Origin of the sequence: Rahnella sp. PAMC25617 (genome assembly GCF_050606005.1) — a bacterium.
GTDB classification, from domain to species: Bacteria; Pseudomonadota; Gammaproteobacteria; order Enterobacterales; family Enterobacteriaceae; genus Rahnella; species Rahnella variigena.
This window is the reverse complement of sequence record NZ_JBOCUM010000003.1, coordinates 227,456-252,941: the sequence shown is the minus strand read 5'-3', so window position 1 is coordinate 252,941 and position 25,486 is coordinate 227,456. Positions and strand designations below refer to the sequence as shown.

Here is a 25,486-nt window from a genome sequence, read left to right as displayed (position 1 = left end):
TGTCGGCATTGGAACCGTTAAATACCGGTCAATATTGTGGGTGAAAAGATTATTCCCACCTGACCGTAAAATAATGTTTTAGGTTTTTTATCCGGCGTGGCCGAGTAATTTCTCAAGTTGCGGATGAACCGGCTGATTACTGTGCAGGGAATCAAACAGGCACTGATAAATAGCGGAGATTTTATTCAGATAATGTTCCAGCACGGCGTTCTTATCGTGGATATCCACCGTGCCGTCCACGCGGCCATCTTCACTCAATCTGGCCTGCGCGAAGGCTCTGAAATCCACTTCTTCCTGGCCTTGCGCCATGTTCAGGCTGTAAATGATCTCCTGACTGTAAAAGTCATCGCCCTGATGAATACTCACCACAAAATGATTGAACAGCACAAAGCGGATGTCCTGTTCTTCTCCACAGTTAAACTCATGATTTATCTTTTTATTTGATGTGGTAACGGCCTTTATCAGGCTGTTCTGATAGGTATGCCACTGTGATTTCATCTGGCTGTTTTTGCTGGCGATATAGTCGGCTTTAGTAGTCAGTTCGCTGAGAGTGCTCATGTTCATTATCCGTTGTTAATTGATATGTCGGGTGACGACGAAAATACGACGCATAACTCTCTGTTGGCATAAAGCGTGCCAGTTTCTGTTTTATTCTGATAAATGCTTTTTAATTAACGGGTTAGATGGGATTTGGCTTTGGTTCTGTGTCAGCGGATAAAATAAATGACATGTCGATGACACCTTATTTCGACAATTATGACGGGCGGTGATGGCTTATTTCTGCACATCATTTACTGAGAAGGTTTTTGCATAAAGGCAACGTGTCGAAATTTCTGGCATCAATATTGCAGCCAGTCTTAATTGTTCTCCCGAGGGAGGGGAAATAATGCACGAAATAACGTTATGCCAGAATGCCGTTGAAATAATGGAACAGTTCGGACGGCAAAATAATGCGCGGAAAATTACCGCGGTATGGATGGAAATCGGCGCGTTTTCCTGCGTCGAACCGGAGGCCGTGCAGTTTTGTTTTGAGCTGGCGTGTCGTGAAACGCTGGCGCAGGGATGCGAATTGCATCTGGACACACCGGCGGCAGAAAGCTGGTGCCGCACCTGTCAGCAGGATATCGCGCTGCTCAGCCCAAACGTGCTGATTTGCCCGCAATGTGGCGGACGCGATTTGCGGGTGATTGCCGGTGACGGCATGAAAATTAAACGTATCGAAATCGAATAACGGGCGTTTGTTTGCCCGGGGAGAAAGCTATGTGCAGTACCTGTGGTTGTGCCAGCGGCGAACTTCGTATTGAAGGCGTCAGTAGCGGGCACGCTCATCATTCTCATCACCCTTCGCACGACCATCATCACGATCATTCCCATGCCCATTCCCACGGCCTGCCATTTGCAGCGCGTCGTCTGGTGGATATCGAAATGGATGTGCTGGCGAAGAACAATCACATTGCCGCCCACAACCGCGAGCACTTTGCTGAGGCGGGGATTCTGGCGCTGAATCTGGTGTCCAGTCCCGGTTCCGGAAAAACCACCTTACTGACCAGCACCCTGACCCGGCTGGCCCCGTATTTCGACTGCGCGGTAATTGAAGGCGATCAGCAAACCACCAACGACGCCGACCGGATCCGCGCCACCGGCGTTCCGGCCATTCAGGTCAATACCGGCAAAGGCTGCCATCTGGATGCGCAAATGGTTCATGATGCGCTGCATCAGTTATCGCCAAACAACAACAGCCTGCTGTTTATCGAAAACGTCGGCAATCTGGTGTGTCCGGCCAGTTTTGATCTCGGCGAACTGCACAAAGTCGCGGTACTTTCCGTGACCGAAGGCGAAGACAAACCGCTGAAATATCCGCATATGTTTGCCGCTTCCCGCCTGATGATCCTCAACAAAATCGATTTACTGCCTTACGTCAGTTTTGACGTTGAGAGCTGTATCGCCAATGCATGTCAGGTGAATCCGCAGATTGAAGTGATTCAGCTTTCTGCCACCACGGGCGAAGGGATGGATCAGTGGCTGCACTGGCTGGAGCAGCAGCGATGTGCATAGGCATTCCGGGACAAATCGTCGCGTTGCATGAAAATCAGCCCGATCACGCCTGGGCGCAGGTATGCGGACTGCGACGTGAAGTTAATATCGCGCTGGTGTGTGAAGGCGACCGCGAAGCGCTGATCGGCTGCTGGGTATTAATCCACGTCGGTTTTGCCCTGAGCAGGCTCGATGAGCACGAAGCGCTGGACACGCTGGCCGCGCTGCATGCGATGGAAGAAGTGGAAGCCGACGTCGCCTTATTTTTGGGTGCAGGAGAATCAAGGTAATGCGTTTTGTTGATGAGTTTCGGGATCCGAAACTGGCGAAAACATTAATCCAGCGCCTGCATCAGCGGGCGGCTCATCTGCCTTACAGCGCAGAAAAACCGATGCAAATTATGGAAGTGTGCGGCGGTCATACCCATGCCATTTTCAAATTCGGACTGGATAAACTGTTGCCCCCGCAGCTGGAATTTATTCACGGACCGGGGTGTCCGGTGTGTGTGCTGCCGATGGGGCGGATTGATGCCTGCTGTGAAATCGCCGCGCATGACGGGGTGATTTTTTGCACCTTTGGCGATGCGTTGCGCGTACCGGGAAAACAGGGTTCGCTGTTGCAGGCGCGCGAACGCGGCGCGGACGTGCGGGTGGTGTATTCCCCGCTGGATGCGCTGAAGCTGGCGCGTGAAAATCCGCAGTCTCAGGTGGTGTTTTTCGCGCTCGGTTTTGAAACCACGCTGCCGGTGACCGCCGTCACGCTGCAACAGGCGCGGCGGGAAGGCCTGAACAATTTCACCGTCTTCTGCCAGCACATCAGCCTGATGCCTACGTTGCGCAGCCTGCTGCAACAGGATGATGTGCGCATCGATGCCTTTCTGGCACCCGGTCATGTCAGCATGGTGACCGGCACAGCACCGTATCATTTCATCAATGAAGAATTCGGTAAGCCGCTGGTGATCAGCGGTTTCGAGCCACTGGATATGCTGCAAAGCGTGCTGATGCTGGTGGAACAAGTTTGCGAGGCATCGTGTAAAACAGAAAACCAGTACCGGCGCGTCGTGCCACAAGAGGGTAATCTGCTGGCACAGGAAGCCATGCGCGAGGTGTTCCGGCTTTCCGGCAGCAGCGAATGGCGCGGGCTGGGGATTATCGAAGACTCCGGTATTTCCCTGAGCCGGGTTTACGCAACGTTTGATGCGGAAATTCGTTTCAGACCGCAGGCGCAGCCGGTGGCGGATGATCCGCGTTCCCGTTGCGGCGAGGTGCTGACCGGACGTTGCAAGCCGCATGAATGCCCGCTTTTTAGCACCGGTTGTACGCCGCACAACGCGTTTGGTGCGCTGATGGTGTCCTCCGAAGGCGCCTGCGCCGCGTGGTATCAGTACCGGCATCAGGAAACCGCAGCACAAGAAACAACAACAGAAGGTGTGGAACAGGATGAGTGAGCATAAAGACGTCGTCACCATGGCGCACGGCAGCGGCGGGCGGGCGATGCAGCAGATGATCGAACGCCTGTTCCTGAGTGCTTTTGATAACCCGTGGCTCAGCGAGCGCGAAGATGCGGCACGTTTGTCGATTGCCAGCCTGAGTGCGCAGGGCGACCGGCTGGCGTTTACCACCGACAGCTATGTCATCGATCCGGTGTTTTTCCCCGGCGGTAACATCGGCAAGCTGGCGGTGTGCGGAACGGCGAATGACCTGGCCGTCAGTGGTGCAACACCGGCATATCTTTCCTGCGGATTTATTCTCGAAGAAGGGTTGCCGCTGGAAGACTTGCGCAAGATTGTGAATGCGATGGCACAGACCGCACGCGAGGCCGGGATTGCCATTGTCACCGGCGATACCAAAGTGGTGCAGCGCGGCGCGGCGGACAAGATTTTTATTAATACGGCGGGGATCGGCGTGATCCCGGCGGATGTCCGCTGGGCTGCCAGCCATATTCAGGCCGGAGACAAAGTGATCGTCAGCGGCACGCTGGGCGATCACGGTGCCACTATCCTCAATCTTCGCGAACAATTGGGAATGACGCTGGAGGTGGAAAGCGACTGCGCCGTGCTGGCGCCGATGATCGCTCCGCTGCGCGCACTTTCGGGTGTCCGCGCCTTGCGCGATGCCACGCGGGGCGGGGTCAATGCGATCCTTCATGAATTCAGCGCCGCCAGCGGGTTCGGGATGTGCATCGACGAAACGGCTATCCCGGTGAAGCCCGCGGTACGCGGAATTTGCGAGCTGCTCGGGCTGGAGCCGCTCAATTTTGCCAACGAGGGAAAACTGGTGGTGGTGGTTTCGGCGCAGGAAGAAAACGCGGTGCTGAAACTATTGCGCAGCCACCCGCTGGGTGCCGATGCCGCGACGATAGGTGAAGTAACAGAAAATCCCCGGGTCTGTCTGCGCGGTGCGCTGGGGGTTTCACGCCAGCTAATGTTGCCCCATGCGGAGCCATTACCCCGCATTTGTTGATCTCGTCAGGGGAGAGCGCCGCTATGAAGGCGTAAACTTTCTTAATAGTTTCTTCAAAAATGCTTTGAATCCAAAGCCAGAGTTAACGCTATGCAGAGTGCAACAATGAGCATTACCAAACACAAAGGATTGCTGGAACTGACGCGCACATTGCTGCTGCAACAGACCATGACATCGCTGCTGGAAACTCTCACTCAGGTAGCGCAGGGCGCGGGTATTGCGGATACCGTGACGCTGGTGTTGTTCGACAACAACAGCGAACGCGTCAGTTTTTATGGTATCGATCCCCATCATCAGCCGGTCAGCTATGAAGATGAAACGTTGCTGGCGACCGGTCCGGTACATGCCCTGCTGAATAACCCGAAAACTCAGGTCTGGCGTAGCGATGCTTTGCATCTGCGTTATCCGCAATTAAGCGCACTGAATCTGTATCCGCCATTTAGCGGATATTGTCTGGTGCCTTTGCTGGCTTCATCCGGTTTACTGGGGGGCTGTGAGTTTACCCGCCAGAATGCAACGCCGTTCAGCGAAGAAGACAAAAACGGTCTGCACGAACTTTGTATGCTGGCTGCCATTGCGGTTGAACAAATCCAGCTGCGTGAAAATGCATTGTTTCAGCAATCTCAGCTGCGCCACGAGCGGGACGATTTCCGCATTCTGGTCGATATCACTAACGCAGTTCTCTCAAAGCTGGATCTTGATGAGCTGACCGGTGAAATTGCCAAAACTATTCATCATTTTTTCCACATCAATGCCATCAGTATTGTGCTGTGCGATGCGGACAAAGACAGCGAACAGGCCAGTGTTTACGCCACTCATTACGTACAAACTCACGTTGCAGAACGCGAGCAGTCGCGCATGATGCTGAACGGTTCCCTTGAGCAACAGGTGATGAAAAGCGGCGAAATGCTGCTGACCAATGTCCGGCCAGCAGAAGAATTCGGCAGCGATGAGAGCACGCTGTTTCAGCTGCTGTGGCGTGATCAGACCCAAACGCTGTGCATCCTGCCGTTACGTTTTGGTCACAAAACGCTGGGCGTGCTGAAACTGGCGCAGTGTCAGCCTGATAATTTCAATACGGCGAATTTGCATGTTTTACAGCAAATTGCCGAACGTATTGCGATTGCGGTAGATAACGCGCTGGCCTATCAGGAAATCAAAAGCCTGAAGGAAAAATTGCAGCACGAGAACCTGTATCTTACCGAGCAAATCAACAGCAATAACCCGGATTTCAGCGACATTGTCGGGCGCAGTCCTTCCATGTCTGCGGTGCTGAAGCAGGTCGAGATCGTGGCGAAAAGCGACTGCTCGGTACTGATCCTCGGCGAAACCGGCACCGGCAAAGAACTGATCGCCCGCGCTATTCATAATCTGGGCGATCGCCGTGATCAGCGCATGGTGAAAATGAACTGTGCGGCGATGCCGGCTGGCCTGATGGAAAGCGATCTGTTCGGCCATGAAAAAGGCTCTTTCACCGGCGCTACGGCGCAGCGTATGGGGCGTTTCGAACTGGCTGACAAAGGCACGTTATTCCTCGATGAAGTGGGTGAAATCCCGATTGAACTGCAACCCAAGTTGCTGCGTATTTTGCAGGAACAGGAGTTTGAGCGTGTCGGCGGCAATAAACTGATTTCAGTGGATGTGCGGATGATCGCGGCGACTAACCGTGACCTGCGCCAGATGGTGGCCGACAAAGAATTTCGCAGTGACCTGTATTACCGGCTGAACGTGTTCCCGATTGTCATTCCGCCGCTGCGAGAGCGTCCGGAAGATATTCCGCAGCTGGTGAAATTCCTGACCTATAAAATCGCCAAACGCATGAAGCGCACCATCGACAGTATTCCCGCCGAAACCCTGCGTCTGCTGAGCCGTATGCCGTGGCCGGGCAACGTGCGCGAGCTGGAAAATGTCATCGAGCGGGCGGTATTGCTGACGCGCGGAACGGTGCTGGATTTGCAACTGCCTGAGCTGAATTATCCGTTACCGATGGCTCCGTTGGTCACGCCTTCTGTGCGCGAAAGCACGCCCGCACCGCAGCTGAGTGAAGACGACGAGCGGGCGCGCATTTTGCAGGTGCTGAAAGAAACCAACGGCGTGGTGGCCGGACCCCGTGGCGCGGCTCAGCGGCTGGGATTAAAACGCACAACGTTGTTATCGCGAATGAAAAAACTGGGGATTGCCGCGCACTGATTTAATCCGTTTCCATTACCGCATCGGACAAGGAAATATGGCCGATGCGGTAATGCTGCCCGTTTCCTTCCGGCGGGTTTCTTCCCGCAGTAAAATGTATTTTCTTCCAGTTTGTCGTATCCCAGGCGGTCACCTCGATAAGTGTGTCACTGACCGTTTGCTGATCAGGTGGCGCAAGGTCACTGAAAGGTGCAATGTCAGTAATCTCTCTTTTGGCAAAAACAGCTGCCGCAACGTCTGCGCTGACGTGCGCTGCCAGCACCGGATAAACCCGGACCTGCGGCCAGCCGAAGGCTCTGGCGACACCTTGAAAACCGGCACCTGAAATAAAGCGATTCATACTTTGCACGTCATGCCACAGGTAAAACGGTGCATACAGATTTTCTGCGCTGCCGTATTGCGAGCAGTCGCGGCGGGCGTAAAGATAAGTTTTGAAGATAAGCCCGGCAAATCCATCCATCAGATGGCCGTTATCAGCAATGCGCTTTTCGATAATGCCCATGTCGTAATCGGCAGGCAGCGTAAAGGTGTATTGCATGGCAATCATAAGAACACTCCTTGTGGGAGTTTGAACATCTCACCATGACTGAACGACCAGTCTTCCGGTTGGGTAAAGCTCACCACCACCATCACATCCGCCGGAGAAATCCCCAGCGCAACGTGCAGTTTTTCAGCCAGATGACGGAACAGTTCCTGCTTCTGATAACTGTTACGCGGTTTGCCTGCGGTGATGTGAAACAGCAAAAAATCCTCTGAGCGGTGATGATTTTCCCCGGCAAGATAAGTCGGATTGATCACTCTCTGGCGGCGGCTGGCCGGTTCGAACAGCTGAAAACAGTCATCTTTAGGCACAGAAAAATGATCAACCAGTGTGTTCTGCAATATGGCTGAAATGGCGTCCTGCCAGGTATCTGCGTGGTGTTCGGGTAAGGAAATTCGGGTAAAAGGCAACGGTTGTTCCTCCGGTAACGGGGCGCGGTTTACTGATCGCTGAGCGCGGAGAAGCGCGTCAGGGCGGATGCCGCAGCGGGCCAGCCAGCATAAAACGCCAGATGGGTGATCACTTCCGCCAGTTCGGTTTGAGTGACGCCATTTTTCACCGCCAGACTCAGATGAAAGGGCAACTGCTCGCCGCGGTTCAGGGCAATCAGCGCGGCAACGGTGATCAGGCTGCGGTCGCGCGGTGACAGTTCTTCTCTTTTCCACAGGTCGCCGAACAGTACCTGTTCCGTCAGTTCGGCAAATTTAGGCGTCAGGCGTGACATCGCGTCCAGCGTCTGCGTTTGTGGGGAAGTTGTGCTCATATCAGGCTCCTTTTTGTGGGTGTGAGAAGGAGCATAAGGCGTTATGATTATCCTTAATATCGAAAATATCAGCAGTATTAATCCATGAAAACGGGATGATTAAACATGGCAAAACGACCGGTGACTTTTGATGCAGAGGCGTTGCGCAGTTTTGTGACCGGTATTGAGCTGGGCAGTTTTGTGCTGGCTGCCGACCGGCTGGGGCGCTCGACCTCTGCGGTCAGCGCACAGTTGAAAAAGCTGGAGCAGCAGGCAGGTACGGAGCTGGTACAGAAATCAGGGCGGCACCTGATCCTGACGGAACGCGGCGAAGTGATGCTGAGCTATGCGCGGCGGATCCTCAGCCTCAACGATGAAGTCAGCGCCATCATGCTCGCCAGCGCCCTGAGTGGCAGTCTGAATCTGGGCATGCAGGAAGATTTCGGCGAAGCGCTTTTACCGGCGCTCCTCGGCACATTTACCCGCGCACATCCGCAGGTGCAAGTCTCCGCCAGCATAACCCGCAACCAGCAATTGCTCGACGGGATCCGCCATAACGAGTTTGATCTGGCGGTGTGCTGGCAGGCCGATGAAGCGCCGCTCTTTCCATCCAGCCGGTCGCTGGGGCGTATACCGATGCGCTGGATAGGCCCTGAAAACTTCGACCTGAAACACTATCAGCAAACCGGCGAACCGCTGCCGTTACTGGTGTTCGAAGCGCCGTGTCTGATGCGAAATGCCGCCACAACGGCGCTGGATAAAGCGGGTATTCCGTGGCGTATCGCGTTTACCAGCCGCAGCCTGAGCGGGATCTGGGCGGCGATGTCGGCGGGATTAGGCATCACCGTGCGTACCGATTTCGGCAGGCCGCAGACGGTCAGAATGTTAAATGCGTTGCCCGAACCGGGCGAAGTGGGGATCAGCCTGCATCAGGGGCAGACGCCACCCGGTGAGGCGGCGGGGTATCTGATTCAGGCAATAAGCGATTTCTTCGCGGTGCGCCGGTAAAACTGTACGTGTATAAATCGTGGCGGTTACTTCTTTGCGGGTTGCTGGCGATAGTGCGCCAGACGCTCGCGGAAATACGCCCGCAGATGCTCCGGTTGTTCCATTTCAACTTCGTCTGCATTCACCGGCAGATTATTGCGCTCACGCACCGCGACCGTCCCGGCGGCCAGTCCGGCACTCACTTTGTCCATTTCTTCTTTACTCAGCCCTGCGAGATTATTGTTCATAGCGTCTCCTTTTAATTCCACGGAGTTTAGCATTCTCAGCCCGCAAAAGGGTCTGAGCTGGGCGTGATTGGCATTCAATTTCACAATCGGTTTACAAAATCGCCAAAAGCAGGCCATTATTTATCCTTCTTTTGCATGGAACGGAGCCTGAAAATGACGCGAATGACAGCCAAAGATTTCCCTCCTGAACTCCTCGAATATTTTGATTTCTACGTACACGGCAAAATGACCAAGCGTGAATTTCTCGATTTGTCAGCCAAATTTGTGGCGGGCGGGTTGTCGCTGGCAGCGCTGACCACGCTGATGACGCCCAATTACGCCTACGCCGAACAGGTGGAATTCACCGATCCGGATATTGTGGCGGAATATATTCAGTACCCGTCGCCGCAGGGGCACGGCAGCGTGCGGGCGTATCTGGTACGTCCGGCCAAATTAGCCGGTAAAGTGCCCGGCGTAGTGGTGGTGCATGAAAATCGCGGGCTGAATCCGTATATCGAAGACGTGGCGCGGCGGGTGGCGAAAGCCGGATTTGTCGCGCTGGCGCCGGACGGTCTGAGTTCCGTCGGCGGGTATCCGGGTAATGATGAAAAAGGGCGCGAGCTGCAACAAAAGGTCGATCCGGCCAAACTGATGAACGACTTTTTTGCTGCGGTTGAATTTCTGATGCATCACCAAACGGCCACCGGCAAAGTCGGGATCACCGGTTTTTGTTACGGTGGCGGCGTAGCCAATGCGGCGGCAGTGGCGTATCCGGAACTGGCGGCCGCTGTGCCGTTCTACGGGCGTCAGCCGAAAGCTGAAGATGTGCCGAAAATCAAAGCGCCATTATTGCTGCATTACGCCGAACTGGATAAACCGATTACCGAGGGCTGGCCTGCGTATGAGGCGGCGCTGAAGGCCAATAATAAAGTCTATGAGGCGCATATTTATCCCGGCGTGAACCACGGTTTCCACAATGATTCGACACCGCGCTATGACAAAGCCGCAGCGGATCTCGCCTGGGAAAGAACCATTGCCTGGTTCAAAAAGTACCTCGAACCGCAAACAGAAAGCGCATAAAACAAAAGGGCGGGATCGCAAAATCCCGCCCTTTTTGTATCTAAGCAATGCCGCCTTCTGCGAAGGCGGATTTTTACCTGCTGTCAGTCCGTTACGACTTCAGCACGCCATCAAAATCGGACGCATCGTGGCGTTCTTCCAGCTGTTCATCACCCCAGGTGCGGTTGACGATACGGCCACGTTTCACCGCCGGACGGCTGGCGATATCAGCGGCCCAGCGCTGGAAATGCTTGTAGGATTTGATGTCGAGGAATTCGGCGGATTCGTACAAGCCGCCCTGCGCCAGACTGCCGTACCAGGTGAAAATAGCGATATCGGCAATGGTGTATTCTTCACCGGCGATGAAACGGTGCTCTGCCAGCTGGCGATCCAGTACATCCAGCTGACGTTTGGCTTCCATCGTGAAGCGGTTAATGGCGTATTCGATTTTCACCGGCGCGTAATGATAGAAATGTCCGAAGCCGCCGCCCAGATAAGGCGCAGAGCCTTGCAGCCAGAACAACCAGTTCAGGGTTTCGGTGCGACCGGCGAGATCTTGCGGCAGGAACTTACCGAATTTTTCGGCCAGATACAGCAGGATATTGCCGGATTCAAACACGCGGATCGGCGGCGTAGCGGAGTTATCCAGCAGTGCCGGGATTTTCGAGTTCGGGTTAACGTCAACAAAGCCGCTGGAGAACTGATCGCCTTCGTTGATGCGGATAATAAACGCATCGTATTCCGCACCGCTGACACCCTGTTCCAGCAATTCCTCCAGCAGGATCGTCACTTTCTGGCCGTTTGGTGTGCCCAGCGAATAAAGCTGAAGCGGGTGTTTGCCGACCGGCAACGTTTTCTCATGTGTCGGGCCCGCTATCGGGCGGTTGATGTTCGAGAACTTGCTGACTTCGTCTTTATTCCAGGTCCAGACTTTTGGTGGCTGATACTGTTCTGACATGACATTCTCCGCATCTTTTTTTGAGGTTAAGACTCAAAAGTCTAGCAGGAGATACCCAACGATGACGCTGAGAATGTGCCCTCAGACAATGCGGCTAACTGGCCGCAGGATACAACCCTTTACGCTTCCATTTTACATCGGCCACTGTCTGGCCGGTGTGAATGTTGCCTTGCAGCAACAGATTGAATTTCGCACCTGTGGCCCGCATTAAACGGCTCTGCAGAATATAAACCGCCTCAGTCCCCAGTTCGCGGCAAGGCAGATGCACGGCTGTGAAACCTTGTGCCAGAGTATTTTTGGCATCGTGGGCAAAATCAATACTCATCACCGAAATGTCTTCCGGCACGCTGATGCCATGTTCCGTCAGCACTTCCACAGTAGCCAGTGCCATCGGATCGCCACCGCAAATAATGGCGGAAGGCAGCATCTCCCGTTTATGTTCCCGCAAGTATTTATCCATCGTTTGCCTGGCCTGTTCTTTGCCGTTGCCATGATTTATCAGCAGATGGCTGGCTTCATCGAACGCAATGTGATGTTCGAGGCAGGCACGTTTAAAGCCATCGAGGCGTTGCATCATGGTTTCACGACGCAGGTCGGTGAACAACAACACCGGGCGATGTCCTCTGAGAAACAGGTAATTGGCCGCGCTGTAGCCAATGGAATAATGATCTGCCGACACGCAATCGAGGCGCATTTCGCTGTCTTTGGCATTAATCATCACCACCGGCTTGTTGGATTCAGCGGCAAGGCGGTACAGCATCACGTCATCTATACCGATGATGACGATCCCGTCGACATCCGGCTGGTGCAGTGCCTGCATAAAAACCGCGATATCCGGCTCATTGACGGCCAGCGCACATTTGCGGACATGGATATCAAAGCGCGCTACTTCAGTGGTTATTTCCTGGATCACTTCATAATAATAACGGTCTTCGTGCGGAGAGAATGCCGCCGGGGGCGCACAGATCAGGAGGCAATTCATTAACAAACGGCTGGCCGGAATGTCACGTAAAATACCCATTGTTCTTGCATGGTTAAATACTTTTTCTTTTGCCTGCGGACTGACATTGGCTTTACCCGCCAGCACACGGGAAACAGTACTCGGAGAAAGCCCGGTTAACTCCGCAATTTGCCTGATTTTTAATTTTCCCGTCATTTTGTGATCAATGCCTCATATGCTGATGGACTTATTGCCACGCTTAACCGTTTGTAATTGATGGACTATTGAGGATGATAGCAAATTGCGAAAACTGCACTGCAATTCCTGTCACAAATAACGGTTGTTGGAAAAAAAAACCATTACTACTCTCCGGAATATAAATCTCAGCAACACAAAATAAGGTTTTTATTTGCGCTGAATATTTAAAAATTTCAACGCGATGCCCCTTTGTGTCCGGCTTAAGTCAGCCTGCTGCCCGCTTTAATAGAAGGAGAAAGATAATGCTCAAAATAGCAATTATTGGTACAGGTAATATTTCGCATAATCATATTCAGGGATATTTAGAGTTTGCTGATCGTTGCCAGATTGTTGCGCTGGTAGATATTTATCCTGAAAAGGCGGAAGAGAAAAAACGTCATTATGGCCTGACCAATGCGAAGGTGTATGCCAGCCATGAGGAAATCCTCGGCGATACTGAGATCGACGTTTTTGACGTGTGTACGCCACCGTATGTCCATGCCGAAATTTCTATCAACGCCCTGAATGCGGGCAAGCATGTGTTATGTGAAAAGCCGATGGCGGCATCGTTGCAGGAATGCGATGCCATGATCAGTGCAGCAAAAGAGAGTGGTAAAACGCTGTCAATTATTGCGCAGAATCGCTTTACCGACGCGTTCTGGCGTTTGAAGAAAGTGCTGGATTCCGGCGAAACCGGCAAAGTCTGTCATGCGCAGGTCGATTCATTCTGGTGGCGTGGTCATTCCTATTACGATTTGTGGTGGCGCGGCACCTGGGAAAAAGAGGCGGGCGGTTGCACGCTGAATCATGCAGTTCATCATATTGATGCTATCCAGTGGATGCTCGGTTTCCCGTCTGAAGTGGTGTCGATGATCACCAATGCTGCGCACGATAACGCCGAAGTGGAAGATCTCTCGGCAGCCATTTTCAAATATGACACCGGCGCGCTGACCCAGCTGACGGCCTCTGTAGTGCATCATGGTGAAGATCAGAAGATTGTCATTCAGGGCGAGAAAGCGCGAATTTCTGCCCCGTGGGATAAATACGCCAGTATTTCAGCGCCGAACGGCTTCCCGATAGATGAGCGCGATACCGATCGTGAAAATCAGCTCGAAGACATTTACCAGTCGATCCCCAAACTTACTTATACATTGCATATCGGCCAGATTGACAATTTCCTCACCGCCCTGGAAACCGGCACCGCGCCGCTGATCGACGGCGTGCAGGGCAAGCGTTCGCTGGAACTTATCGCCGCCATTTATAAATCCGCCATCACCCGCAGTATCGTGACCCTCCCGCTGGCTTCCACCGACCCGTTCTATCAGACCGGCGGACTGGTTTCGCTCGCCCCGCACTTTTATGAGAAATCTGCATCGGTAGAAAACTTCGCCAATGAAGACGCGATCCCGCTCGGCAAAAACATGGATAAAGGAGCCTGAACATGAGCAACAAAGACGGTATGAATTATGCGCCGGTAGGCAAACCGCAGCCGGTGGTAAAACCGGGTGAATTCGTGATTGCCGCCGCGGCGCTGGATCACGGGCACACCTACGGCATGTGTAACGGATTGATTGAAGCAGGAGCCAGCCTGAAATGGGTTTACGATCCTGACCCTGCAAAAGTAGAGAAGTTTGTTGCGCAGTATCCGCAGGTGAAAGTTGCCGGATCCCTGCAAATGATCCTCGATGATAAAGAAGTGCAACTGGTAGCGGGCGCGGGCATTCCGTCTGAACGCTGTGCATTGGGGCTGAAAGTGATGGCGGCCGGGAAAGATTATTTCACCGATAAAGCGCCACTGACCACGCTGGAACAACTGGCAGCGGCGAAGGCAAAAGTAGCCGAAACCGGACGTAAATATGCGGTGTATTACAGCGAGCGTCTGCACGTGGAAAGCGCGGTATTCGCCGGCCAGTTAGTGCAGGAAGGGGCGATCGGACGTGTGATCCAGACGCTCGGCACCGGTCCGCATCGCGAAGGCGAAGGACGACCAGACTGGTTTTATGAGAAAGAGCAGTTTGGCGGCATTCTCTGTGATATCGGCAGCCATCAGATTGAACAGTTTCTGTTTTACACCGGCAACAGCAATGCTCACGTCGTAGCGGCTCAGGCACTGAATTTCAATCATCCGCAATATCCGAACTTTGAAGATTTTGGCGACACCATGCTGGAAGGTGAAAACGGCGCGCGCGGTTATTTCCGCTGCGACTGGTTCACGCCGGAAGGGCTGAGCACATGGGGCGACGGGCGTCTGACGCTGCTTGGTACTGAAGGTTATATCGAGATCCGCAAATATGTCGATCTCACACGCGGCGAGCAGGACGTGGTGTATCTGGTGAACCGGGAAGGGGAGTTCCGTTATCCGGTTTCCGGCAACGTCGGCTTCCCGTTCTTCGGTCAGCTGATACTGGATTGCCTTAACCGCACCGAAAAAGCCATGACGCAGGAACATGCGTTTAAGGCCGCCGAACTGTGCGTGCGGGCGCAGATGCTGGCTAACGAAACCCACTGAATCGGGAGCGGATCATGAAAACTCTTGGGGCTGCGGTGATCGGTTGTGGTGCCATCCATACCTGCCATGTCACGGCGATTCAGCATGAGCCAGATTGTCAGTTAAGGGCCATTGCTGAGTGCAATATTGGCAAAGGCAGGGCGCTGGCGCTGGAATATGGCTGTGATTTTTATACTGATTATCACGAAATGTTATCTGATCCGCTGATTGACGTGGTGCATATCTGTCTGCCACATCATTTACATCTGGAAGCGATTCTCGCCGCGCTGGCGGCGGGAAAGCATGTTTTCACCGAGAAACCGGTGGCGCTGAATATCGGTGAAGTCAGCGCCATTAAACGGTCAGAGGCGCAGGCTGACGGAGTGCTTGGCGTGTGTTATCAGAACCGCCTGAACCCTTCCAGTCAGAAAATCAAAGCACTGCTGGACAGCGGGCAGCTGGGCAACATGTTGAGCATCAAAGCCGTTCTGACCTGGTCACGCGGCGGGGCGTATTACAGTGAAAGCCTGTGGCGCGGGCGTTTTGCCACCGAAGGCGGCAGCCTGCTGATCAATCAGGCGATCCACACGCTGGATTTAATGCAGTGGTTTAGCGGCGGCGTGCTGGCGCTGAAGGGCGTGGTGGAAAGAACGTTTCTCAGTGATCTGACTGAAAATGAAGATACCGCGATGGCCAGCCTGAAAATGGTTAACGGTGCGCGAGGATTGTTTTACGCAACCAATTGTCACAGCACTGACTCGCCGTTGCTGCTGGAAATTCATTGTGAAAAAGGACTGCTGCAGTTACATCACAACGCGCTGTGGCTGATTGAAGGAGAAAATAAAACGCTGCTGGTCAGCGACGACAGTCCGTCAGGAACCACCAAAAGCTACTGGGGCGACAGTCATCGTCAGGCAGTATCAAATTTCTATTATTCCATTCGTCATCCTGAAGAAAAAAATTATATCTCTGTTTCACAGGCCGAAGTGTCTCTGAATATGGTCGGGGCGATTTATCGCTCATCACAATCAGGAAAATGGATAACTCTGGCTGATTAAATAATTTTAATAATAACTTTACCTTCACAGGATAATAATAATGAAACCTACTGAGCGCAGAGTCGGTTACGGCACGGCTATAGGCTATGGCGTAACTGACTTATTTGGTGGCGGTGCATTCGCCGTTATCGGTACCTGGCTTTTATTCTTCTATACCATGTATTGCGGATTGACTGTTTTAGAAGCGGGATCTATTTTCGCTATCGCCCGAGTGATTGACGCAATATTAAGTCCGATCATGGGCTATATTACCGACCACTTTGGTAATACCTGGCTGGGTAAACGGTTTGGCCGCCGTCGCTTTTTCCTGCTGATCAGTTCGCCGCTGATGTTCCTGTATGCGCTGGTCTGGGTCAAGGACATGGGCTACTGGTATTATCTCGGAACGTATTTGTCGATTGAATTACTGTCGGCGATGGTGCTGGTGCCGTGGGAAACCCTGGCTGCAGAGATGACCAACCGTTTCGGTGAACGTACCCGCCTGGCCGGTGTGCGCATGATTTGCTCGCAGCTTGGCGGTTTTCTTGCCGTGTCTGTACCGGGCGTGATCATGATGTTTACCGGTAAAGATAATCCGATGACGTATACCTATACCGGGATGTTCTTCGCCACAGTATTTTGTATTGCGGTATTCACTACCTGGTTATGTACCTGGGAGGCGAAGGATGTGCGGGATCCGAATGAGCCTGAACCGGAAATGGAAACGGGCGGCAGCCTCTGGCATCATCTGAAAAGTCTGGTGCTGGATTTTATTTCGTCCTTTAATATTCGCATGTTCCGTCAGCATATTGTTATTTATATTGCGTCATTCACTGCAATGGACGTATTTGGTGCCGTATTTACCTATTATGTGGTTTATGGCTTGCATCAGGATGTTGGGGCGGTTTCGGGATATTTAAGCGTCGCAGCTTTTGTTTCTGTACCTTCAACAGTTGTTTATATGATGGTGATGGAAAGGCTGAATGTTTCGCCTTCCGCTGCGTTGCGGATAGCGTATGGCTGTATCTTCTTTGTACTGGCTGCGCTGTTTTATATTTATATTACCAACACAGCGGTGCCGCTAATTCTCTTTACTTCCATTTTCGTTGTTTTAGGCTTTGGTCGTTCAGGGCTCTATTATATCCCGTGGAATATTTACAGCTTTATTCCGGACGTCGATGAGATAGTCACCAAAAAACGTCGCGAGGGTATTTTTGCCGGTGTCATGGTATTTACCCGTAAAAGTACTGTCGCGATTGCCATTATGATTGTTGGTCTGGTGCTGGAAGAAAGCGGATTTGTGAAAGGGCAGGGCGCGCAACCGCTCAGCGCGTTAAACGCGATCATCGGACTGATGATCTTTGCCACCGGGGCATTGCTGGCAATCAGTTTCTACATGACCTTCAAATTCAAGCTGACGCGGGACACGCATAAAATTCTGATCAAAGAAACTGCTCGCCTGAAACTGGGCGGCGCCCAGGAAGATTGCGACGCGGTATCACGCAAGGTGATTAAAGACCTGACGGGTTACGAATACAATGAGGTGTGGGGCGGCAGCGCAACGCAAAAAAATACCAGGGAAAAATTAGCGATAGAATAATCAGTAAAATGCGGGCAGATAGTCTGCCCGCTTTCATTTCCGGTCAGCTCTCCTGCGCAGGCAAGGTCTGATTCCCGTCACCCAGCGCACGCTGCATAAACACCGTATCCAGCCAGCGGCCATGCTTGAAACCAACAGAATGCATGGTGCCTTTCACCTGAAAACCAGCAGCGAGGTGCAGATTAATCGACGCCATGTTTTCGCTGTCGCCAATATTCCCCACCAGCTGGCGAAAACCGTGCATTTCCGCCCAGTCAATCGCCCGGCGAAGTAGCGCTTTACCCGCGCCACGTTTCTGAAAACCGGCATCGATATAAATCGAATCCTCCAGCGTATAGCGGTAAGCAAAACGCTCGCGATAGCGGCCCAGATAGCAATACCCTTTCACTTCCCCCTCATGCAAAACCACCAGCCACAGCAAACCGGCTTCCTGAATTTTTTTCAGGCGCAGCGCCATTTCATGTTCATCAGGCGGCTGAGTTTCGAACGAGGCCGTCCCATGCAAAACATGCCAGGCATAAATTTTCTGCATGGCAGGGATATGTTGTTTATCTGCTTCAATAATTTCCATCTTTCCGGTCTCGTGGGTGATTTCGATATAGCCTACTCTTTCCGAAAAGGAGCTGGGAGGGCAAACTGTTTATCACAGATATAAGGAAAAGATCTGGATGCCGGAGATAAGCGGAGTCATCTATATGCTTTTTTCTTCTTAGTAGTGCTTTATTGGTTTTTTAAACCGCGTTAATCCTCCTGTTATAGTCAGTTCATTACGCATTAGCGGTTATTTTTTAAGGAAAAAAAGTGAAACTGACGTTCCCTCATTTACGTACTGGTGCTGTGGTTTTGCTGGCGGGATTACTGCTGGCGGGCTGTGATCAAAAAAGCGGTGATGCCAAACATATCAAAGTTGGCGTGATTAACGGCGCCGAGCAGGATGTGGCGGAAGTCGCTAAAAAAGTCGCCAAAGACAAATACGGTCTGGACGTAGAACTGGTTGGTTTCAGCGGCTCTCTACTGCCGAATGACGCAACCGAACACGGCGACCTGGATGCCAACGTATTCCAGCACCGCCCGTTCCTCGATCAGGATAACAAAGCTCACGGTTATCATCTGGTGGCGGTCGGCAACACCTTTGTGTTCCCGATGGCGGGTTACTCGAAAAAGATTAAAACCGTTGATCAGCTTAAAGACGGCGCCACCGTGGCGATCCCCAACGATCCGACCAACTTAGGCCGCGCGCTTCTGTTGCTGCAAAAAGAGAAACTGATCACCCTGAAAGACGGCAAAGGCCTGTTGCCGACGACGCTGGATATCACTGAAAACCCGCATCACCTGAACATTATGGAACTGGAAGGCGCGCAACTGCCACGCGTGCTCGATGACCCGAAAGTCGATGCTGCCATCATCAGCACCACCTATATCCAGCAAACCGGATTATCACCGGTGCATGACAGCGTATTTATCGAAGATAAAAATTCGCCGTACGTGAATCTTCTGGTTTCACGTCCCGACAATAAAGACGCGGAAAATGTGCAGGAGTTTCTGAAATCGTATCAGTCTCCCGAAGTGGCGAAAGCAGCCGAGAAAATCTTTAACGGCGGGGCGGTTCCGGGCTGGTGATGGAGTTTGCATTACAAAATCTGCTATTTACAGAAGCCCGCTTAATTGCGGGCTTTTAATTTAGTTAAGCCATTCTGCCACGCCACCATGTCGCGAGCACGTCCCTCGACGGTGAGCACTGAAACTGTAGGTTCCATCTCTGCACTGAGCCGATGCGCCATCAGGAGCATTGCCCGACTTTGTATGCGCCGGCCGGTGAATTTCCTGCCCATCTGAATTGGTATAATCTCCTTGCTCAATAAGCTCATTATCGGTTGAGGAAGGTTGCGTGTGCTGTTTGGCAATTGCCGGATTCAATAAAAGACTGACTGCAAATAGCAAAAAACCCAGTAAGCGCATGATCGCACTTTGTCCCTGTTATGGTTGTATTACCTGAATGATTGGCGAGGAGATTACTCCTTATACCCATACAGACAATACTGATATTTAATCAGTAGTTAATTGTCTTACTGAACGTCGTTATGTGAACTGTGAAATGGTGTCCCCTTCAGGAACCATTTATTTAATCATTTTAGTGAAAAATGGAAATTAAATATTAGCGTCTATCATCGGGAGTATAATTTGTAAAACCGCATGCTAAGCCAGGCGCATTTATCCAATATTTTTATCAGAATACTCCTTCAAATATTTCCTTGTTTAAAATAATTTAGCTCAAGAGAAATCACGAGTATGATGCCGGAATACCCATAATAAAAAAAAGGGATTGGCATGAAAATGACGTACAGCTTCGAGTTAACAGTAAGAGTGTGCTGGGAAATGGCGTCATGACCAAAGGCTACTATCTGGTCATACGGGATAAAACTACCTGCGGCTGTATTATTCCAATACATGAGCGGGCAATGAAGGCACTGGTAATCGAGGGCATTATCAAACTAACCTGGGTATTCCAATGCTCAACGCTCATACCGGGCATATGCTATTTCTAAGCGTTGTCTGCGTAGATTTTTTGGCACCGATAGAGAGGCATAACTTAGCCGTAAGGACCGCTACCTTTATCTGAATGACATTTTCACCAAGCGTAAAAGTTACTCATTTGATGAGCTTATTGGGATTGCGATTGATAGTGGGTCAGCGTGCCAGACATGAGCAATCTAAACGCGGGCAGGAGGGCATGATATTAGTAGATGAGTTTATGTGATCGGGATGAAATCCACGCCGGAGCGTGGATTTTACCTTAGGAAAACAGAATGACTTAGCTGTCTTGTTTTATCTGGGACTTAAGCTCGTCCATTTTCGCTATGAGCGGAGTCTTCTTGGCTTCTAGCACAGATATATACTCATGGCATGATTTAATATCCCCTGATACAATTTCCTTGCTCTTTTCTAATGAGTGAATGGCTTCTTGTTTAAAATTAATTCGCTGCTCAATCTCCTGTTTGGCAGAAAGACGGTTCTCAAGCTTAACCTGACCAATATCACTTTTATATTCATTCTTGAGTTGCGATATTTCCCTTTGCAGAGCCCTGATGTTTTTTGGCGCATCATCGAAGTTCTGCATCAGTTTCTGCCACTGTTTGCCCTTATGGTTGGGCACTTTAATGAGATCAGAATATTGACGGCGGCCTTCTTTTAAATCGTAACCGAAGTGCTTGATGGCATATTTATCGCTGCCCAGATGTTCACGCCAGCTGGTGGTGCCAAAGCCCGTATCGCGATTATCATAAATAGCGCCGCTCTCAGCTTTTCTCAGATCCTGCTCGGCACTGCTTACACCGTGTTTCCTTGCAAAATCGAGTAAAACCGCACGGCTATTTTCATGCGCGGCAATTTTATTATTTAATGTACTGATTTCGGCATTTTGTTTGGCCTCGAGTTTACTGATTTTTGCTTCAGTATCTTTTAAACGCTTGGCATCTTTGACCGCAAAGTCTTCCGAGGAGGTGTTCTTTAGCGCATCGGCCAGAGGTTTAATCTCATTATGCAGTTTTTTAATTTGCACATCAGCTTTGTTAATTTCTTCCTTAAGTTTGGCGATCTCATTTTTTTCCTGAGAAATATTTCTTGAAATGAGTTGGAGATCATCAGCAAGACCTTTAATCTCACCGTTTACTTTGGCATTGTGAGCATTTATTTCATTTTTGTGAATGTCCTGCACAACCGGGGCAAGCTTCTGTTGAATATTTTTAAGCTTCTCTTCTTTCTTATCATGCATTTTGGAATTCTGCGCTTCAAGCTTGTCAAATAAATTACTGAAAGTATTTTTCAGCGCGACAGGGTCTTTTGGACATGATTCCATTTTTGTCATTAGCAGCTGGCCGACCTCAACTTTATCGCATTTATTGAGAATTCTGTTCAGCGTATTGACATCGCCTTTATGAATGCGTTTGTCACTGTCATTAAGTAAGTTCTTATAGGCTGAAATAAAACTATTTTGGTCACGTACGCTTAGTGAATTAGACATGATTTAGTTCCGAGTGTCGATTTAATAGATAATGTAGCAATATGCTAAATCGTATATCTCCCTCCAAAGAATTTCTTCTAAAAAACGCTTTTTATATATTTCGCTTGTGGGGGGAATTGAGGCGGTTTTTGATATCAGTTTTTAAATCACTAACGTAAATTAGTTAATTCCCGTTGCGCGGTCGTGGCAACGAGGCTTCTTGTGAATAACGCTAGTAAGAAACTTATAAAGGAATGAGTAAATGCAATTAACCAAATTGGTTTGGGCCTTTGGTATGGGGGCTGCTGTACTGGCAGGCCAGTCACAGGCAAGCGATCAGGGACACGGCACGGTTAAGTTTACCGGCAGTATTATTGATGCCCCTTGTTCAATTACCCCTGAAACCATTGAGCAGACCGTCGATTTGGGCGAAATCTCCAATAAATCTCTGCTCAACGGCGGAAAGTCCAACCCGCGTCCGTTTGATATCAAACTGGAAAGCTGCGACCTCTCGGGACTTACGGATAAAACCGTCACCATTACCTTTACCGGACCGGAATCCAGCGCTCAGCCCGGCTATTTGGCAATTGTCGGAAGCAGCGCCAGCGGGGCGGCTATCGGCATTACCAACGATGAGGGCACCAATATTCCTCTTGGCACCGCCAGTTCCGCGACAAAAACACAGCAGGGTGATAACACGCTGACCTACTCCGCCTACCTCAAAGGAAATGGCGGGAGCACAACGGTCGTGCCAGGTTCCTTCACCTCGGTTGCCAATTTTACTCTGGCCTATCAGTAAGCACACAGCGGGCCTTCTGCGTTTTTCTATACGGTTTTCGTTTGTGAGATACCTATGAATAGCAGTGTTTCGTTTGTAGTGCCCTCCCTGCTGGTGTGGCTTGTGCTATGCCTGGCCTCCTCAGGTGCGCTGGCGAATAATGCGGCGGATCAGGGGCATGGAAAGGTAAGCATGCAGGGTTCGATCATCGACACACCCTGCGCGATCGCCGTGGCCAGTCGGGAACAGGTGATTGATCTGATGACTATCCCACTGGAACAAGTCATCCGTGACGGTGCTGGCCCTTCTAAGCCATTCAGTATTCATCTGGAAAATTGCGCCTTTGAGCAGTTGATTCCTAACCAGCAGGACTGGTCGCATTTCATGGTGACCTTTGATGGTCCCGTTACCGACGGCGAGCTGTTTGCTCTCCACGGTGGCGCTCGAGGTATCGGGTTAGAGATTTCTGATGCCACAGGAAACCGTATGCAGCCCGGCATTGCTTCGCAAGCGGGCCTGCTGCAGCCCGGTGCCATGCGCCTTGATTACTCACTACGTTTGGTGGGCAACCATCAAAAACTACGGGCCGGGGCTTACTCCACTACCGTGCGTTTTAAACTGGATTACTTTTGATGAGGCAGGTTTTATATCACGCCGGCGCATGGCTGCGCCGTTGTCCTGTAGCGCTGATGGTGACGCTGGCTTTTCAGGGGGCAAAGGGATACGCGGCAGACGCAATAGAATTCAACACGGATGTCCTGGATATTAGTGACCGTTCACACATCGACCTTAGCCAGTTTTCTCAGGCAGGGTACATCATGCCGGGTGAGTATCAGATGGTTATCCGTCTGAACAAAGCCGAGCTGCCGGAGCAAACGTTAGCGTTTATTAAACCGGATAACGATCCTCACGGCAGCCAAGTGTGCCTTACGCCACAGGTCATTGCTCAACTGGGTTTAAAAGCTTCTGCTTTGCGCGATCTCAAGTGGTGGCACAGCGGGCAATGTCTGGATAACGCGAGCCTGCCGGGGGTAAGCGCGCGGGCAGTTCTAGGCGAAAGCGCGCTCTACCTGAATGTTCCCCAGGCATATCTGGAATATACCGCTGACAACTGGGATCCACCCGCTCGCTGGGATGACGGTATTGCCGGGGGAATTTTTGATTACAACCTTAACGGACAGTCGTCGCGTTTTACCGGCGCGAGCCGCAGGGATGTCCAGTCGCTCAGCGGCAACGGAACCACAGGGTTTAACCTGGGTGCCTGGCGTTTTCGCGCCGACTGGCAGGGGCAGTACAACCATACCCGTGGCTCCATGAACAACACGCAGCGTGACTGGCAGTGGAGCCGCTACTACGCCTGGCGGGCGATCCCCTCGTTAAAATCGAAGCTGATGCTCGGTGAGAACTACCTCAATTCCGGCATGTTCGACAGTTTCCGCTACACCGGAACCAGCATGGAGTCTGATGACAATATGCTGCCACCAAACCTGCGCGGTTACGCGCCGGAAGTCGTCGGCGTGGCAAAAACCAACGCTAAAGTGACCGTTAGCCAGCAGGGACGGGTTATCCATGAAACCACGGTCGCCGCAGGGCCGTTTCGGATTCAGGATTTGAACACCGCCGTTTCGGGCACTCTGGATGTGAAGGTTCAGGAGCAGGATGGCACTTCGCACAGTTTTCAGGTTGATACAGCAAGCATTCCCTATCTTACGCGCCCGGGCAGCGTGCGATACAAACTCGCCTTCGGTAAACCTTCAGATTACCGGCACGATAGCCAAGGGCCGGGGTTTGCCACCGGCGAATTCTCTTGGGGGGTGAATAACGGATGGTCATTGTATGGCGGGAGTTTGCTGGCCGACGACTATCACGCGCTGGCGGCAGGGATTGGCCGCGATTTGCTGGCGTTAGGGGCGCTTTCATTTGACGTCACTCAGTCCCATGCGGAACTGCCAAGGGACAACACAAAAACGGGCAGCTCGTGGCGTCTTAGCTATTCCAAACGTTTTGACGAATACGACAGCCAGGTCACCTTTGCGGGCTATCGCTTTTCTCAGCGCGACTTTATGAGCATGAGTGAATATCTGAACGTGCGCTATCACGGCATCGTCGGTAACAACAATAAAGAGTTGTACACCATCGCTTTCAACAAGCAGTTCCGTAGTCTGGGCCTGAGTGCCTATGCGAACTATAGCCACCAAACCTACTGGAACCGCCCGGATAACGATAGTTACAACCTCTCCCTGTCGCGCTATTTCGATGCCTGGCGTTTTAAAAACGTCAGCCTCAACCTGTCGGCCTATCGAACGCTTTATAACAACACTAGCGATGACGGCATGTATCTCAGCCTGTCATTGCCGTGGGGTAACAGCAGCACGTTGAATTTCGACAGCCAGGCAGGCAGCACGGGTAATAGCACTACGGTGGGGTATTTCGAACGCCTCGATAGCAATAACAGCTATCGGGTCAAGGCCGGAGCGGGCAGCAGAGGCAATGCGGTTGGCAGCGGTTACTTCACCCATCAGGGGAATAGCGCGGAAATGAGCGTCAACACCAGCTACGAAGGTAGCCGCTATCACTCCGTCGGCCTTTCTGCTCAGGGCGGCATAACGGGCACTACGGAAGGCGTTGCGTTACACCGCGTAAGCACAATGGGGGGAACGCGAATGATGGTCGATACCTCGGGCGTCAGCGGCGTTCCGGTGCGGGGATACGGTGGTGTTACCGAGACTAACCGGTTTGGAAAAGCCGTCGTGTCGGACATCAGCAGCTACTACCGAAGCAGCGTTAGCGTGGACGTCAACAAGCTGGCGGATGATGTTGAGGCTACGCGCTCGGTGGTGCAGGGTACCCTGACCGAAGGCGCGATCGGTCTGCGTCGCTTCGGCGTTATTGCCGGGGAAAAAGCGATGGTCACCATCCGTCTTGCGGACGGCACTACGCCCCCGTTTGGTGCAGTAGTTATGGGGCTCGGCGGTCATCAGGCTGGGATCGTTAACGATGGCGGCCAGGTTTGGCTAACCGGAATGAATGCCGGAGAATCGATGCGAGTGGTATGGGATGGGAAAACCCAGTGCGAGCTGAGTCTGCCGAAACCCTTGCCCACGGCCCCCGATAATCTAATGCTGCTGTGCCAAAGCGTACGGGCTTAAGCCCCCTGCTATCAGGCAAAAGAGTGAATGACAATTCGGTCGCCGCGCAAGACGGCA

Annotated in this window: 26 protein-coding genes; 16 read left to right on the top strand and 10 right to left on the bottom strand. The window is 51.9% G+C overall.

The window, feature by feature from the left end; all coding sequences use genetic code 11:
* Nucleotides 1-87: 87 nt before the first annotated feature.
* Entirely contained in the window at nucleotides 88-558 is a 471-nt protein-coding gene (hycA, locus tag ACM615_RS03325; protein ID WP_113876986.1) for a formate hydrogenlyase regulator HycA, read from the bottom strand.
* Nucleotides 559-886: 328 nt separating this feature from the next.
* On the opposite strand from hycA, the gene hypA reads away from it, so the two are divergent.
* The 6 genes from hypA (at nucleotide 887) to flhA (ending at nucleotide 6,686) form a co-directional block, all read left to right on the top strand.
* Entirely contained in the window at nucleotides 887-1,231 is a 345-nt protein-coding gene (hypA, locus tag ACM615_RS03320; protein WP_112290067.1) for a hydrogenase maturation nickel metallochaperone HypA, read from the top strand.
* A gap of 29 nt (nucleotides 1,232-1,260) precedes the next feature.
* The gene (hypB, locus tag ACM615_RS03315; protein ID WP_431011440.1) at nucleotides 1,261-2,055 is read left to right on the top strand and encodes a hydrogenase nickel incorporation protein HypB; all 795 of its coding nucleotides are present in this window, start codon (nucleotides 1,261-1,263) and stop codon (nucleotides 2,053-2,055) included.
* Nucleotides 2,046-2,324 carry a HypC/HybG/HupF family hydrogenase formation chaperone gene (hypC, locus tag ACM615_RS03310; RefSeq protein ID WP_113876988.1) on the top strand — a complete coding sequence of 93 codons (279 nt, stop codon included), beginning with the start codon at nucleotides 2,046-2,048 and terminating at the stop codon, nucleotides 2,322-2,324. The genes hypB and hypC overlap by 10 nt, the downstream gene beginning before the upstream one ends.
* Nucleotides 2,324-3,481: a hydrogenase formation protein HypD gene (gene hypD / locus ACM615_RS03305; protein WP_431011439.1), complete on the top strand. Its 1,158-nt coding sequence runs from the start codon at nucleotides 2,324-2,326 to the stop codon at nucleotides 3,479-3,481. Before hypC ends, hypD begins: the two co-directional genes overlap by 1 nt.
* Nucleotides 3,474-4,496, top strand: a complete 1,023-nt coding sequence (hypE, locus tag ACM615_RS03300) for a hydrogenase expression/formation protein HypE (protein ID WP_431011438.1) — start codon at nucleotides 3,474-3,476, stop codon at nucleotides 4,494-4,496. The genes hypD and hypE overlap by 8 nt, the downstream gene beginning before the upstream one ends.
* Before the next feature lie 105 nt (nucleotides 4,497-4,601).
* Nucleotides 4,602-6,686 (top strand): formate hydrogenlyase transcriptional activator FlhA, encoded by a 2,085-nt coding sequence (gene flhA / locus ACM615_RS03295; RefSeq protein ID WP_431011437.1) that lies wholly within the window; start codon nucleotides 4,602-4,604, stop codon nucleotides 6,684-6,686.
* Between the two features lies 1 nt (nucleotide 6,687).
* Here flhA and ACM615_RS03290 read toward each other — a convergent pair whose 3' ends face one another.
* The 3 genes from ACM615_RS03290 to ACM615_RS03280 are packed head-to-tail and all read right to left on the bottom strand — an operon-like array spanning nucleotide 6,688 to nucleotide 7,990.
* A complete protein-coding gene (locus tag ACM615_RS03290; protein WP_132967050.1) occupies nucleotides 6,688-7,233 on the bottom strand; it encodes a DUF4865 family protein in 546 nt (181 codons plus the stop codon).
* Nucleotides 7,230-7,637, bottom strand: a complete 408-nt coding sequence (locus ACM615_RS03285; RefSeq protein WP_132967048.1) for a tautomerase family protein — start codon at nucleotides 7,635-7,637, stop codon at nucleotides 7,230-7,232. The genes ACM615_RS03290 and ACM615_RS03285 overlap by 4 nt, the downstream gene beginning before the upstream one ends.
* A gap of 29 nt (nucleotides 7,638-7,666) precedes the next feature.
* On the bottom strand, nucleotides 7,667-7,990 hold the full coding sequence (locus ACM615_RS03280) for a carboxymuconolactone decarboxylase family protein (protein WP_113876994.1): 324 nt from the start codon (nucleotides 7,988-7,990) through the stop codon (nucleotides 7,667-7,669).
* Between the two features lie 105 nt (nucleotides 7,991-8,095).
* Here ACM615_RS03280 and ACM615_RS03275 point away from each other — a divergent pair, with 105 nt between their 5' ends.
* Nucleotides 8,096-8,977: a LysR substrate-binding domain-containing protein gene (locus ACM615_RS03275; protein WP_431011436.1), complete on the top strand. Its 882-nt coding sequence runs from the start codon at nucleotides 8,096-8,098 to the stop codon at nucleotides 8,975-8,977.
* A gap of 26 nt (nucleotides 8,978-9,003) precedes the next feature.
* Here ACM615_RS03275 and ACM615_RS03270 read toward each other — a convergent pair whose 3' ends face one another.
* Nucleotides 9,004-9,204: a DNA polymerase III subunit theta gene (locus ACM615_RS03270; RefSeq protein WP_112290086.1), complete on the bottom strand. Its 201-nt coding sequence runs from the start codon at nucleotides 9,202-9,204 to the stop codon at nucleotides 9,004-9,006.
* A 153-nt stretch (nucleotides 9,205-9,357) separates the two neighbouring features.
* Between ACM615_RS03270 and yghX the strand changes: the two genes are divergently transcribed.
* Entirely contained in the window at nucleotides 9,358-10,263 is a 906-nt protein-coding gene (gene yghX / locus ACM615_RS03265; protein WP_431011435.1) for a YghX family hydrolase, read from the top strand.
* 91 nt (nucleotides 10,264-10,354) lie between these two features.
* Here the strand turns inward: yghX and yghU are convergent, their stop codons facing one another.
* A complete protein-coding gene (gene yghU / locus ACM615_RS03260) occupies nucleotides 10,355-11,200 on the bottom strand; it encodes a glutathione-dependent disulfide-bond oxidoreductase (RefSeq protein ID WP_132965646.1) in 846 nt (281 codons plus the stop codon).
* Nucleotides 11,201-11,294: 94 nt separating this feature from the next.
* The gene (locus ACM615_RS03255) at nucleotides 11,295-12,356 is read right to left on the bottom strand and encodes a LacI family DNA-binding transcriptional regulator (protein ID WP_113876998.1); all 1,062 of its coding nucleotides are present in this window, start codon (nucleotides 12,354-12,356) and stop codon (nucleotides 11,295-11,297) included.
* A 284-nt stretch (nucleotides 12,357-12,640) separates the two neighbouring features.
* Here ACM615_RS03255 and ACM615_RS03250 point away from each other — a divergent pair, with 284 nt between their 5' ends.
* Genes ACM615_RS03250 through ACM615_RS03235 form a run of 4 tightly spaced genes read left to right on the top strand, consistent with a single transcriptional unit; the run spans nucleotide 12,641 to nucleotide 17,502 of the window.
* A complete protein-coding gene (locus ACM615_RS03250; RefSeq protein WP_113876999.1) occupies nucleotides 12,641-13,816 on the top strand; it encodes a Gfo/Idh/MocA family protein in 1,176 nt (391 codons plus the stop codon).
* Nucleotides 13,817-13,818: 2 nt separating this feature from the next.
* Complete coding sequence (locus ACM615_RS03245) at nucleotides 13,819-14,886, top strand: Gfo/Idh/MocA family protein (RefSeq protein ID WP_431011434.1); 1,068 nt, start codon at nucleotides 13,819-13,821, stop codon at nucleotides 14,884-14,886.
* Nucleotides 14,887-14,900: 14 nt separating this feature from the next.
* A complete protein-coding gene (locus tag ACM615_RS03240) occupies nucleotides 14,901-15,923 on the top strand; it encodes a Gfo/Idh/MocA family protein (RefSeq protein ID WP_132965641.1) in 1,023 nt (340 codons plus the stop codon).
* A 40-nt stretch (nucleotides 15,924-15,963) separates the two neighbouring features.
* The gene (locus tag ACM615_RS03235; protein ID WP_132965639.1) at nucleotides 15,964-17,502 is read left to right on the top strand and encodes an MFS transporter; all 1,539 of its coding nucleotides are present in this window, start codon (nucleotides 15,964-15,966) and stop codon (nucleotides 17,500-17,502) included.
* Nucleotides 17,503-17,545: 43 nt separating this feature from the next.
* Here ACM615_RS03235 and ACM615_RS03230 read toward each other — a convergent pair whose 3' ends face one another.
* Nucleotides 17,546-18,073: a GNAT family N-acetyltransferase gene (locus tag ACM615_RS03230; RefSeq protein WP_431011433.1), complete on the bottom strand. Its 528-nt coding sequence runs from the start codon at nucleotides 18,071-18,073 to the stop codon at nucleotides 17,546-17,548.
* Nucleotides 18,074-18,303: 230 nt separating this feature from the next.
* Between ACM615_RS03230 and nlpA the strand changes: the two genes are divergently transcribed.
* Entirely contained in the window at nucleotides 18,304-19,122 is an 819-nt protein-coding gene (gene nlpA, locus ACM615_RS03225; RefSeq protein ID WP_431011432.1) for a lipoprotein NlpA, read from the top strand.
* A 60-nt stretch (nucleotides 19,123-19,182) separates the two neighbouring features.
* Here nlpA and ACM615_RS03220 read toward each other — a convergent pair whose 3' ends face one another.
* Nucleotides 19,183-19,461 carry a DUF3761 domain-containing protein gene (locus ACM615_RS03220; RefSeq protein WP_112287185.1) on the bottom strand — a complete coding sequence of 93 codons (279 nt, stop codon included), beginning with the start codon at nucleotides 19,459-19,461 and terminating at the stop codon, nucleotides 19,183-19,185.
* An 853-nt stretch (nucleotides 19,462-20,314) separates the two neighbouring features.
* Nucleotides 20,315-21,523, bottom strand: a complete 1,209-nt coding sequence (locus ACM615_RS03215; RefSeq protein WP_431011431.1) for a hypothetical protein — start codon at nucleotides 21,521-21,523, stop codon at nucleotides 20,315-20,317.
* A 241-nt stretch (nucleotides 21,524-21,764) separates the two neighbouring features.
* Here ACM615_RS03215 and ACM615_RS03210 point away from each other — a divergent pair, with 241 nt between their 5' ends.
* The 3 genes from ACM615_RS03210 to ACM615_RS03200 are packed head-to-tail and all read left to right on the top strand — an operon-like array spanning nucleotide 21,765 to nucleotide 25,429.
* Nucleotides 21,765-22,301 carry a fimbrial protein gene (locus ACM615_RS03210; protein ID WP_112287182.1) on the top strand — a complete coding sequence of 179 codons (537 nt, stop codon included), beginning with the start codon at nucleotides 21,765-21,767 and terminating at the stop codon, nucleotides 22,299-22,301.
* Between the two features lie 54 nt (nucleotides 22,302-22,355).
* The gene (locus ACM615_RS03205; protein ID WP_431011430.1) at nucleotides 22,356-22,913 is read left to right on the top strand and encodes a fimbrial protein; all 558 of its coding nucleotides are present in this window, start codon (nucleotides 22,356-22,358) and stop codon (nucleotides 22,911-22,913) included.
* Nucleotides 22,913-25,429: an outer membrane usher protein gene (locus ACM615_RS03200; protein ID WP_431011429.1), complete on the top strand. Its 2,517-nt coding sequence runs from the start codon at nucleotides 22,913-22,915 to the stop codon at nucleotides 25,427-25,429. Before ACM615_RS03205 ends, ACM615_RS03200 begins: the two co-directional genes overlap by 1 nt.
* Nucleotides 25,430-25,486 lie beyond the last annotated feature (57 nt).

Bases quoted from the DNA above. Each gene is read 5' to 3' on its own strand.
- hycA (WP_113876986.1), bottom strand. From the start codon at position 558: ATGAGCACTCTCAGCGAACTGACTACTAAAGCCGACTATATCGCCAGC.
- hypA (WP_112290067.1), top strand. From the start codon at position 887: ATGCACGAAATAACGTTATGCCAGAATGCCGTTGAAATAATGGAACAG.
- hypB (WP_431011440.1), top strand. From the start codon at position 1,261: ATGTGCAGTACCTGTGGTTGTGCCAGCGGCGAACTTCGTATTGAAGGC.
- hypC (WP_113876988.1), top strand. From the start codon at position 2,046: ATGTGCATAGGCATTCCGGGACAAATCGTCGCGTTGCATGAAAATCAG.
- hypD (WP_431011439.1), top strand. From the start codon at position 2,324: ATGCGTTTTGTTGATGAGTTTCGGGATCCGAAACTGGCGAAAACATTA.
- hypE (WP_431011438.1), top strand. From the start codon at position 3,474: ATGAGTGAGCATAAAGACGTCGTCACCATGGCGCACGGCAGCGGCGGG.
- flhA (WP_431011437.1), top strand. From the start codon at position 4,602: ATGAGCATTACCAAACACAAAGGATTGCTGGAACTGACGCGCACATTG.
- ACM615_RS03290 (WP_132967050.1), bottom strand. From the start codon at position 7,233: ATGATTGCCATGCAATACACCTTTACGCTGCCTGCCGATTACGACATG.
- ACM615_RS03280 (WP_113876994.1), bottom strand. From the start codon at position 7,990: ATGAGCACAACTTCCCCACAAACGCAGACGCTGGACGCGATGTCACGC.
- ACM615_RS03275 (WP_431011436.1), top strand. From the start codon at position 8,096: ATGGCAAAACGACCGGTGACTTTTGATGCAGAGGCGTTGCGCAGTTTT.
- ACM615_RS03270 (WP_112290086.1), bottom strand. From the start codon at position 9,204: ATGAACAATAATCTCGCAGGGCTGAGTAAAGAAGAAATGGACAAAGTG.
- yghX (WP_431011435.1), top strand. From the start codon at position 9,358: ATGACGCGAATGACAGCCAAAGATTTCCCTCCTGAACTCCTCGAATAT.
- yghU (WP_132965646.1), bottom strand. From the start codon at position 11,200: ATGTCAGAACAGTATCAGCCACCAAAAGTCTGGACCTGGAATAAAGAC.
- ACM615_RS03255 (WP_113876998.1), bottom strand. From the start codon at position 12,356: ATGACGGGAAAATTAAAAATCAGGCAAATTGCGGAGTTAACCGGGCTT.
- ACM615_RS03250 (WP_113876999.1), top strand. From the start codon at position 12,641: ATGCTCAAAATAGCAATTATTGGTACAGGTAATATTTCGCATAATCAT.
- ACM615_RS03245 (WP_431011434.1), top strand. From the start codon at position 13,819: ATGAGCAACAAAGACGGTATGAATTATGCGCCGGTAGGCAAACCGCAG.
- ACM615_RS03240 (WP_132965641.1), top strand. From the start codon at position 14,901: ATGAAAACTCTTGGGGCTGCGGTGATCGGTTGTGGTGCCATCCATACC.
- ACM615_RS03235 (WP_132965639.1), top strand. From the start codon at position 15,964: ATGAAACCTACTGAGCGCAGAGTCGGTTACGGCACGGCTATAGGCTAT.
- ACM615_RS03230 (WP_431011433.1), bottom strand. From the start codon at position 18,073: ATGGAAATTATTGAAGCAGATAAACAACATATCCCTGCCATGCAGAAA.
- ACM615_RS03220 (WP_112287185.1), bottom strand. From the start codon at position 19,461: ATGCGCTTACTGGGTTTTTTGCTATTTGCAGTCAGTCTTTTATTGAAT.
- ACM615_RS03215 (WP_431011431.1), bottom strand. From the start codon at position 21,523: ATGTCTAATTCACTAAGCGTACGTGACCAAAATAGTTTTATTTCAGCC.
- ACM615_RS03210 (WP_112287182.1), top strand. From the start codon at position 21,765: ATGCAATTAACCAAATTGGTTTGGGCCTTTGGTATGGGGGCTGCTGTA.
- ACM615_RS03205 (WP_431011430.1), top strand. From the start codon at position 22,356: ATGAATAGCAGTGTTTCGTTTGTAGTGCCCTCCCTGCTGGTGTGGCTT.
- ACM615_RS03200 (WP_431011429.1), top strand. From the start codon at position 22,913: ATGAGGCAGGTTTTATATCACGCCGGCGCATGGCTGCGCCGTTGTCCT.